General features: G+C 69.3%; 4 protein-coding genes and 1 pseudogene. 4 read left to right on the top strand and 1 reads right to left on the bottom strand.

Annotated elements, in window-relative coordinates:
- The first annotated feature begins 110 nt into the window (after nt 1–110).
- The 4 genes from ABZV00_RS32285 to ABZV00_RS32300 all read left to right on the top strand — a co-directional run bounded on the left by ABZV00_RS32285 (nt 111) and on the right by ABZV00_RS32300 (nt 7,871).
- A complete protein-coding gene (locus ABZV00_RS32285) occupies nt 111–2,933 on the top strand; it encodes an AAA family ATPase (RefSeq protein WP_355613242.1) in 2,823 nt (940 codons plus the stop codon).
- A gap of 83 nt (nt 2,934–3,016) precedes the next feature.
- Nucleotides 3,017–5,824, top strand: coding sequence for an AAA family ATPase (locus ABZV00_RS32290; RefSeq protein WP_355613244.1), 2,808 nt, complete (start codon nt 3,017–3,019; stop codon nt 5,822–5,824).
- 267 nt (nt 5,825–6,091) lie between these two features.
- Nucleotides 6,092–6,799: an alpha/beta hydrolase gene (locus ABZV00_RS32295; protein ID WP_355613246.1), complete on the top strand. Its 708-nt coding sequence runs from the start codon at nt 6,092–6,094 to the stop codon at nt 6,797–6,799.
- Between the two features lie 229 nt (nt 6,800–7,028).
- Entirely contained in the window at nt 7,029–7,871 is an 843-nt protein-coding gene (locus ABZV00_RS32300) for an alpha/beta hydrolase (protein ID WP_355613248.1), read from the top strand.
- Nucleotides 7,872–7,972: 101 nt separating this feature from the next.
- On the opposite strand, the pseudogene ABZV00_RS32305 reads toward ABZV00_RS32300, so the two are convergent.
- A pseudogene (locus ABZV00_RS32305) lies at nt 7,973–9,332 on the bottom strand (glycoside hydrolase family 15 protein); the annotation flags it as partial.

Here is a 9,332-nt window from a genome sequence, read left to right on the forward strand (position 1 = left end):
ACGCCGCTACGTGGTTTGGAGGACTGTCGCCTGGTCGCTGCGGCCCCTGCTGCGGGGGACGCGGAGCGAACCGGCCGTTGGTCAGGGCGGCCGTGAGTACGATCAAGGCCGTGAGCAGGGGCGGCGAGATGAGGTCCATTCTCCCGGCGCAGGACGGCACGGCGCAGGAACAGCCAGAAGTCGAGCTGGTCGGACGCCGCGGGGAAGCGGCTCTGCTCGATGACTTCCTCGCCGGCAGCGCGACCGGTGGTGCTGCCCTGCTGGTCTTGGGGGAGGCGGGCGTCGGTAAGACGGCGCTGTTGGACCTAGCCGCGGCGCGAGCAGCGGTAGCCGGTTTCCGCGTCCTCCGCGCGGCGGGTGTCGAGTTCGAGTCGGAGATGAGTTACACCGGTCTGCTCCGGGTGCTGACCCCGCTGCTGGCCGGGCTCGACCGGCTGAGCCCGCCTCAGGAACAGGCGCTGGGTGTCGCCCTGGGGCTCACGGAGGGGCAGCCCCCGAGCCAGTTGGCGGTGGCGAACGCGGCGCTGTCGCTGTTGCGGGACGCAGCGGCCGACCAGTCACTGCTCCTGATCGTGGACGACCTGCCCTGGATCGACGCGGTCAGCGCCACGGTGCTCGCCTTCATCGCCCGTCGAATCGCCGGTAGTCGGGTGGGTTTCCTCGCCGCCTTCAGGATGGGGGAGGGGGGCTGCTTCGAAGGCGCCGGACTCAACGAGTTGGAGGTCAAGCCACTCGACGACGACGCTGCTGCCTGCCTGGTGACGATGCGGTTCCCCGCCTTGAGCCTGCGGGCGCGTCAGCTTGTCCTTGATCAGGCTGAGGGCAACCCGCTGGCGTTGCTCGAGCTGCCCCGAGTGCTCAGCCAACCGCAGGGTGCGGAGGTGGCGCCAGGTCGTGCCGTCCTGCCGCTGGGCCAGCGCCTCGAGGGGATCTTCGCCGCACGGGTCGGCCAGCTTCCCGACAACACCCGCAAGGTGCTTCTGCTCGCCGCCCTCGAGGGCACCGGAGACATCCGCCTGCTCGAGGCTGCCTCTGCTTTGGAAGGCGGTGTGAGCGGTCTTTCCCACGCCGAACGCGCCGAACTGGTGCATGTCGATATGAGCCGCTCGCGACTTCAATTCCGGCATGCCCTGGTCCGGTCTGCCGTGGTTCAGATGGCGAGCCCGGACCAGCAACGCTCGGCACACGCGGCACTGGCCGAGCAGTTGCACGACCAGCCGTACCGCCGGGCAGTGCACCTGGCAGAGGCGACCGACGACAAGGACGAGTCCGTTGCGGGCCTCCTTGAACGGGCCGCAGTGGAAATGCAGCGACGCGGGGACCCGGTGGGTGCCGTCACCGCACTACGTCGGGCTGCTCAACTGAGCCCGCACGGCGCGGACGAGAGCCGGCGGCTTGCCCAGGCCGCCTATCTCCGCGCGGACGTGACCGGTGATCTGCTCGGAGTGCCCGACCTGCTGAACGACGCGCGGCGTGCGGATGCCGCCTCCACGCAGTCCCTGGCCTCGGCCGTCGCGCTGTCCTCGCACCGACTCCACATCGACGGGGACGTAGATTCGGCGCACCGTACCGTGGTATCCGCCATCGATGCGCTCCCCGGCCGCCACGCGCCGGATCAAACTCTCGTCGAAGCTCTCTACTACCTGGTGGCAATCTCTTCGTTTGGTGCTCGTGACGAACTCTGGCGACCGGTCCACGCGGCGATCGACCGGATTGGTCCGCGCGTCCCGGAATTCCTGGGGCTTCTTGCCACGACCTACGCTGACCCGGTTCGGCTCGCGCGGCCCATGCTCGGCCGGCTCGACACGGCGGTCGCACGCCTGACCAGCGACACCGACCCGGGCCACATCGTCCGGGTGGCGATCGCGGCGGGGTATGTCGATCGGTTGCCCGCCTGCCGTGCAGCACTGTCCCGCGTCGTCGAACACGGCAGGACCGGCGGGGCGATCACTGCCGCGATCCAAGCGCTCCTGCTTCTCGGCAATGACGCCTTCAGCGCCGGCGAGTGGGACAGGGCGTCGCAGCTGTGCGGCGAGGGTCTCGAGCTGTGCGAGAGTCACGGCTACCGGCTGCTGGGCTGGCCGATCATGCACCAACGGGCGATGATCGCGGCCGCGCGGGGCGAGAACGCCGAAGCACTCGCCGTTGCCGACCACCTGGACACCTGGGCGACGCCGAGGCGGGTGGGCCTTGTCACCGCCTACGCATCGGGCATCAGGGCACTGGCTGCCCTCGGGCGGGGCCAGGCCGAGGAGGCGTTCCGGCACGCGAACGCCGTCAGCCCCGCGGGAACTCTCGCTTCGCACCTGCCGTACGCGATGTGGGCCATCCTCGACCTCGTCGACGCCGCCACCCTCGCCGGACGGCACCGCGAAGCGGCAGCGCACGCGGCCGCCGCCGAACGCGCCCGGCTCCGCCAGATCTCGCCCCGCCTGGCGCTCATCGCCATCGGATCGTCAGCGATCGCCGCGCCGGATGACCGCAAGCGAGACCTGTTCGAGGAGGCACTCGCCGTTCCCGGCGCGGACCGCCATCCGTTCGAGTTCGCCCGGATCAAGCTCTACCACGGCGAATACCTCCGCAGGAGCAAGGCCGTCGAAGAGGCGCGAGAGCCCCTTGCCGCGGCCCGGCGCATCTTCCAGCGGCTACGTGCCGAACCGTGGGAGCAGCGAGCAGCTCGTGAGATACGGGCGGCCGGACTCTCCACCGGCACCCAGCCGGCGGAGCGTGCCGCGCTCACCGAGCAACAGCGGGAGATCGCGCAACTCGCGGCGACCGGCCTCACCAACAAGCAGATCGGCGAACGGCTCTTTCTCTCTCCGCGGACCGTGGGAACACACCTGTATCAGATCTTTCCGAAGCTCGGCGTCACATCTCGCGCCGAGCTCCGCGACGCACTCGCGAAGCTACCCTCAGACGATCGTGACAACTGACGGGACCAGATCCGCGAAGCTGTCCCCGACTTCGTCGGACTTGACCCGAGACAGCCAGAAGGCTGGTGTGAGGAATGGCTGCGATGACGGGTCGTGACACCACCTGGGGTGGCGCCGGCAGCCGACTTGTCGGGCGCGAGGCCGACGTCCGACCCCTTCGTGCGTTCGTCGACCGGGCCGTCTCCACCGGCGGTGCCCTCGTGCTGACGGGGGAGGCCGGGGTGGGCAAGACAGCGTTGCTGGAGTCAGCTTCCCACCATGCGGCGGAGACCGGCGCGAGAGTTTTGAAGGCGGCCGGGGCGGAGTTCGAGGCCGATCTGAGCTACGCAGGGCTCAACCAGCTCCTGTACCCCCTGCTCGACGACATCGACCGGCTCGCCGCCGCGCACCGTCAGGCCCTGACCGTCGCCCTGGGTCTGAGCGGCGGATCACCCCCGGAGCCCCTGACGCTGTCGAGAGCCGTGCTGGACCTGCTACACAGGGCGGCCGGCGAGCGCGGGCTGCTAATCGTGGTCGACGATCTTCCCTGGATGGACCGGGCGAGCTCGGTCACGCTCGCGTCCGTCGCTCACCGGCTGGCCGGCAGCAGGATCGCATTCCTCGCTGCGCTCCGCTCCGGCGAGGAAGGGTTCTTCGATCGGACCGGCATCGACGAGTACGAGGTTGATCCACTGGACGACGGCGCATCAGCCGCCCTGCTGACGGATCGGTTTCCCGCGCTGGCGGCCACCGTTCGGCAACGCGTGGTAGGTGAGGCTCAGGGAAATCCGCTGGCACTACTGGAGCTACCGGCATCGCTCACCGGCCCGCAGCGCACCGCGCAGACTCGGCTGCCGTCGCTACTGCCCTTGAGCCGACGGCTCCAGAACGTGTTCGTCGCCAGGATCGCGGGCCTCCCAGCGCCGACGCGCCGCCTGCTGCTGGCCGCCGTGCTCGATGGGACAGGAGACCTCGGCGTACTGGGCAGTGTCGCTGTCGGGCACTTGTCGACGAACCTCGCGCCTGCCGAACGGGCTCAGCTGGTGCAACTGGACCGCGATGAGGATCGAATGCTGTTCCGCCATCCGCTGACGCGGTCCGCTGTTGTTCAACTCTCCACGAGCGAGGAGCGCCGAGAGACGCACCGGTGGCTGGCAGACCACTACCAGGACCAACCCGGCCGGCGGGCGTGGCATCTGGTGGAAGCTGTGGTGAAGCCGGACCCGGAGGTCGCTTCCATCGTGGAAGGAGTCGCAGACGCCACCCTCCAGCGTGGCGATGCGGTGGGGGCGGTCACCGCCCTGCTCCGCGCCGTCGAAGTCAGTCCTCCGGGTCGCGAGCGGAGCCGCCGGACGGCCGAGGCCGCGTATCTCGGGGCAAACATCACCGGGGACCTGCACCGCGTGACCCAACTGCTCGACGAGATTCGCCGATCCGACCCGGGGCGTGCGGTGTCCCTGGCCGCGGCCGTCGCGGCCTCATCGTTACTGCTGAACGGTGACGGCGACATCGACACGGCGCACCGGTTGCTCGTCAGCGCCTTGGAGATGGAGAGCGACATAGACCTGGCTGAGGAGAGGAATCTCGTCGAGGCGTTGCACACGCTTCTCCTGGTCTGCCTGTTCGGCGGCCGGCCGGAGTTGTACGCGCCCTTCGACGCCGCACTCAGCCGACTCGGCTCCCGGACCCCCGAACTCCTCTGGATCACCAGCAAGACCCTCGCCGACCCGGCTCGTACCGCACTGGAAGCCCTTGACCGGCTCGACGCCATGCTGCCCGGCCTGGAGAACGAGGCGAACCCGAGCCGGATCGTCCGGATCGGCATTGCGTGCGCCTACATCGACCGGCTGGTCTCATGCCGCGCCGCTTTGCGGCGAGTGGTGGACAGCGGACGTGCCGGTGGTGCGGTTGCCTCGGCAATCGAGGCACTATTCCTGCTCGGCAACGATGGCTTCTTCGCGGGGGAGTGGGACCGGACCCTTGCCGCGATCGAGGAAGGTCTCAAACTGTGTGACGACCACGGCTATCGGGTGCTGACCTGGCCCGGGGTGTTCCTGCGAGGGCTGATCCATGCTGCTCGGGGGCGGACGGACGTAGCGTCGTCGCTGGCTGACGAGATGACTGGATGGGCCACCCCCAGGGGCGTCGCGCTGGTGCAGTGCTATGCCGCTCACGTGCGGGCGTTGGCGGCGTTCGGTGAAGGGGACGTTGAGGCCGCATACCAGTACGCGGCTGCGGTCAGCCCGGCAGGAGTCCTGGCCCCCCACAACGCCCACGCGATGTGGCTCGTGCTGGACCTGACCGAGGCTGCTGCCCGGACGAACCGGCACCGGGAGGCCGCAGCGCACGCCGCCGCGGCACGGCAGGCGGGCATCGCTGCCATTTCCCCACGTCTGGCGCTGCTCGTGTCCGCCGCCGAGGCTGTCGCCGCTCCCGCCGGTCGGGACGTCGAGCTCTTCGAGGAGGCGCTCTCGGTGCCGGGTACGCGCTGGCCCTTTGACCTGGCCCGGGTCCACCTGATCTACGGGGAACGTCTCCGTCGCATCAAGGCCACCAGAGAAAGTCGCCGGCATCTCACCCAGGCGCTCGAAACCTTCCGACAACTGGGGGCAGAGCCGTGGGTCGAGCGGGCCAGCGCCGAGCTGCGAGCAACGGGCCTCGCCATCCCCAGCGGTCGCGCCACACATCTCGCAGTGCTGACGCCCCAGCAACAGCAGATCGCCAGGCTCGCGGCGCAGGGCATGACGAACAAACAGATCGGCGCTCGGCTGGCTCTCTCCCCTCGCACCGTAGCCACCCATCTGTACCAGCTGTTCCCCAAGCTGGGCGTCACTTCTCGCGCCGGTCTGCGGGACGCCCTCACGGAGCTGTCGGCGAAAGAGATCGGCGAACCATCGCGGAAGGATGAATAGGCGGCCGGGCGCAGACGGCTCAGGCGGGCACAAAGGGCTGAACCGGTATCGAACGTCGTTCATGTGTAGGGCCTGGATGAGCAGGTAATCACGCGGTGGTCGTCAGGTGAAGGCCGCGCATGCGTAGGCCTGAGGCCTGCCGCGGGCAGGAAGGTGTCCGGCCCGGGCCTTCGTAGATGCAAGTCAAATGACTGAATCGGCCATCACCACGCCGCCCTAGGGTCGTAGACGCGCCACGCGGTGGCGCTCAGAGACTGGAGGAACACGATGAGTGCAGATTCGACGACGAAGAACGTCGTCCTCGTGCACGGTGGCTTCGTCGATGGGTCCGGCTGGCAGGGTGTGTACGACCAGCTCACCAAGGACGGCTTCAACGTCGCCATCGTTCAGAACCCGACCGTCTCGCTGCAGGGGGACGTGGCCGCCACCCGGTGGGTCCTGGACGGACAGGACGGCCCGGTCGTCCTCGTCGGCCATTCCTACGGGGGTGCCGTCATCAGCGAGGCCGGGAACCACCCTAACGTGGCCGCGCTGGTCTACATCGCGGCGTTCGCTCCCGACAAGGGGGAGTCGGTCCAGACCCTCATCGCCAACCCGCCGCCCGGCGCGCCGGTGCCGCCGATCCTGCCGCCCCGGGACGGCTTCCTGCTGCTCGACCGGGAGAAGTTCGCCGACTCCTTCGCCGCCGACGTGCCCGCGCAGCAGGCCGTCTTCATGGCTGACTCGCAGGTGCCGTGGGGCGTGGACGCCCTGAGCGGTCAGGTGACCGAGGCGGCCTGGCGCAGCAAGCCGAGCTGGTACCTGGTCGCCACCGACGACAGGATGATCCCGCCGCCCGCGCAGCGGGCCATGAGCGAGCGTGCGGGCGCGACGGTGGCGGAGGCTGCCGGAAGCCACTCGATCTACGTGTCCCAGCCCGCCGCGGTGGCCTCCCTGATCAAGGACGCGGCCAGCGGAGCGAACACCGCGTCCTAGTCCGACGCCCCGTGGAGACCCTGGTCGCCTGCCTTCGCGGACGGCTCGCGATCAGGTCTTCCCACGCCACCTTGGTCCGTGTCCAGCCGGCTGAACAGCGGCTGCCGAGCCCGGGTGAGTTCCTGCCGACTCTGATTCGGCCCGTTCCTTATACCTGACCAACTCGGCCGGTTCCCACCGGCCGGGGCGCTGCGCTGCGCCCTCGTGTCCCCCTAAGAGAGAGATAGAAATGAACCTTCGCCATCTCCTGCGGCCCTCCGCCTGGATCGCAACCGCCGGTGCAGCCGTCGCCGTGGCGGGTGTACTCGCCTCGACGGCTTCCGCCGCACCCATGCACCACTTCGGCTGGGGAAAGGACAAGCCCACGGTCGTGCTGGTGCACGGTGGCTTCGCCGACGCCACCAACAGCTGGGACAAGGTGGTGAAGCGGCTCCAGGGCCAGGGCTACCCGGTGATGGCGCCAGCTAACCCCCTGCGCGGTCTTGCCAGCGACTCGGCCTATCTCGCCAGCGTGCTGGACAGCATTGAGGGGCCGATCGTGCTGGTCGGCCACTCCTACGGCGGGGCCGTGATCACCAACGCGGCTGCCAACGACCCTGACGTCAAGGCGCTGGTCTACATCGCAGCCTTCGTGCCCGACACGGGCGAGAAGCTCGGGGAGCTGATCTCGAAGTACCCGGGCAGTGAGATCCAGGCTGCGCTCAACCACGTGCCGTACCCCAACCCGGACGGCTCGACCGGCACGGACCTCTACATCAAGCCGGACAAGTTCCGCGAGGTCTTCGCCGCCGACCTGCCGGAGTCGACCACCAAGGTGATGTCCGCGACCCAGCGGCCGTTCAGCGCCCAGTCGTTCGCCGACTCGACGCAGGAGGCGGCGTGGCACGCCATCCCGTCCTGGGGTCTGGTCGCCACGGCCGACAAGGCAATTCCGGCGGAGCTTGAGCGATTCGAGTACGAGCGGGCCGGTGCTCGCGGGGTTGTTGAGGTGGCCGCCTCACACGTCGCCATGGTGAGCCACCCCGATGTGGTGACCAAGCTCATCGTCGAAGCGGCCAACTCCACCGACTGACCCGGCGGCATCCGCCAGGCTCAGATCAGGCGCGCATCGACAAGTGCCGGCGGTCAGCCCAAGGACACGCTTGGGCTGACCGCCCCGCCGTCCGTTCACCGTCAGTCGTCGTCCACCGACCCACCGCTCTCCTGGCTGGCGGGGATGAGCCGCTCTGCTGCCGGCGGCAGATGGCGGCGTCCGGCGTCGAGGTCGGTCAGGTCCCCGGCGGCGTTGATGAGGCCGATATGCGAGAAGGCCTGGGGAAAGTTGCCCAGGGCTTCTCCGCTGTGCGGGTCGATCTGCTCGGCGAGCAGGCCCAGGTCGTTGACCTGGGCGGCGAGCCGCTCGAAAAGCTGCCCGGCCCGGTCGCGCTCGCCGGCGAGCGCCAGGCAGCTGACCAGCCAGAAGGAGCAGATCACGAAGCCTGCGGGGTCGCCCTCCCAGCGGCGTACCAGGCCGTCGTGGGACAACCGTTCCTCGATCATCCGGATGGTGGAACGCATTCTCCGGTCGTCGGCGGGAAGGAAGCCGACCAATGGCATCAGCAGCACCGACGCATCCAGCTCATCGGTGTCGAACGCTGCGGTGAAGGCCCCCAGCCGGTCGCTCCAGCCCCGGGTCAGCACGGCTCGTCGCACCTCGTCCCGTGCCGCTGCCCACGTGGCGACGTCCGCCTCGGAGCCGAGGTGGGGCCCGAAGCGGACGGCTCGGTCCAACGCCGTCCAGCACTGCACCTTCGATGACACGTAGTGGCGATCGGCGTCGCGCGCCTCCCACATCCCGGCGTCCGGCAGGTGCCAGTCCCGCGCGGCCCGCTCGGTCATCGCGAGCAGCAGTTGGCGGACGTCCGGCGGCATCGGGTCGAGCTGCTGCCGCATCAGCCACGCGGCGCTGAGCGCCTCACCGTGCACGTCGTGCTGCCGTTGTCGCCAGGCGTCGTTGCCCACCAGTACCGGGCGGCTGCCGGCGTAGCCGGCGAGGTGCTCGAGGTGGTGTTCGGTGAGGTCCCGTTCCCCCTCCACCCCGTACATGATCGGCACGATGCCCTCGGACATGCCCATTGACCGTGCCAACCACCCGACGTGCAGGTTGGCCTCGTCGGTGCAGGCCACGCGCCAGAGCGCCTCCAGGGTGAAGCTGAAGTCGCGTACCCAGCCGTAGCGGTAGTCGTAGTTGCGTTCGCCGCCCAACTCCTCGGGCAGGGACATCGTCGGGGCGGCGACCAGCGCACCACTGGGCCGGTAGGTCATGCCCTGCACAACCAGCGCGCTGCGTCGCACCTGGTCCCGGTAGAGGCCACGGTAGTCGTGCAGGCCCATGAAGGAGCGCCAGCGTCTCTGGTTTCCTATGTGATCCTCAGCGAAGCGGACATCGTGCCGGTACCGCCGTCCCGGTTGGTGATGGGGGTGGCGTGTACGTGGCGGTGGAAGCCGCGGCCGAGGGTTGCCCTGCGGACCCGGTGTGGGTGTCGCGGGGCGG

It is taken from the genome of Micromonospora sp. NPDC005173 (assembly GCF_040608515.1).
In the GTDB taxonomy this organism is placed as follows: Bacteria; Actinomycetota; Actinomycetes; order Mycobacteriales; family Micromonosporaceae; genus Micromonospora.

Coding starts and splice junctions, on each gene's coding strand:
- ABZV00_RS32290 (WP_355613244.1), top strand. CDS start 3,017: ATGACGGGTCGTGACACCACCTGGGGTGGCGCCGGCAGCCGACTTGTC.
- ABZV00_RS32295 (WP_355613246.1), top strand. CDS start 6,092: ATGAGTGCAGATTCGACGACGAAGAACGTCGTCCTCGTGCACGGTGGC.
- ABZV00_RS32300 (WP_355613248.1), top strand. CDS start 7,029: ATGAACCTTCGCCATCTCCTGCGGCCCTCCGCCTGGATCGCAACCGCC.